This window comes from Cupriavidus sp. GW823-FHT06D04, from assembly GCF_058795055.1.
In genome coordinates this window covers 1-757 of sequence record NZ_JBXAHL010000114.1, presented here as the reverse complement: position 1 = coordinate 757, position 757 = coordinate 1, and the positions used below count along the sequence as shown (strand labels likewise).

At 69.1% G+C, this 757-nt stretch carries 2 protein-coding genes; one reads left to right on the top strand and one right to left on the bottom strand.

Features of this window, described 5'->3' with window-relative positions; all coding sequences use genetic code 11:
* On the top strand, positions 1–186 hold a 186-nt coding region (locus AC1Q7H_RS39815), incomplete at its 5' end, for a helix-turn-helix domain-containing protein (protein ID WP_492316809.1).
* A gap of 59 nt (positions 187–245) precedes the next feature.
* Here the strand turns inward: AC1Q7H_RS39815 and AC1Q7H_RS39810 are convergent.
* A partial coding sequence (locus tag AC1Q7H_RS39810; protein WP_492316808.1) for an FAD-dependent oxidoreductase occupies positions 246–757 on the bottom strand: 512 nt, incomplete at its 5' end.

Below are 757 nucleotides of genomic sequence, written 5' to 3'. Positions count from 1 at the left end.
CTGCGCGAGCTGCGGTTGCAGCGCGTGCGCCAGGGGCTGTTGTCAGGGGGCTCGGCTTCGGCCAACCTGACGCACATTGCGCTGCAATGGGGCTTTTTCCACTACGGGCGGTTTGCCCAGTACTACAGCGAACGTTTCGGCGAGCGGCCGCAGGATACGCTGCGGCGCGCCCGGCACCGGGGCTGAGCCGCCGGCACGGAATAAAGGCCGCGTCATCCCGCAGGGAGCGCGGCCTTCTTCTTTGGCTAGTTGCCGGTCGTGCCGGTCGGCGCGTGGTTGGCGGCCCGGAATATCTGTTCCGATACCCACGGATTGCCCATGGCGCCGCGGATGGTAGCGGTGCGCACGTCGTCTGGCAGGAACGCCACCTCGCCGTAGAGCGTCGACCATTTCTGGCAGTGGTCCACCAGCGGACGCTCGCGCGCTTCCCAGGCTTCCAGCGCGGCCGGGATCTGCTCGGCGCGGCTCACGCCTTCGAGCGCGACGGCCAGTGCCAGGCCGTTCTGCATCGCCATGCCGCCGCCTTGCCCGAGGTTGGGCGGCTGCGCGTGCGCGGCGTCACCCAGGATGACGGTGCGGCCCGCCGACCACGCGCTGCACTTGATGATGCTGTACACGCCCCAGCTCACCTCGCTGCCAATGCGGTCGATCAGATGCGCCCACTGCGGGAAGGCGGCGCTCCAGAGCGCCTTGTCGATGTTGGTGTCGCGCGCGGCGCGGTCGCTCTCGGTGCAGGTCAGCGCCAGGTAGATCTGCT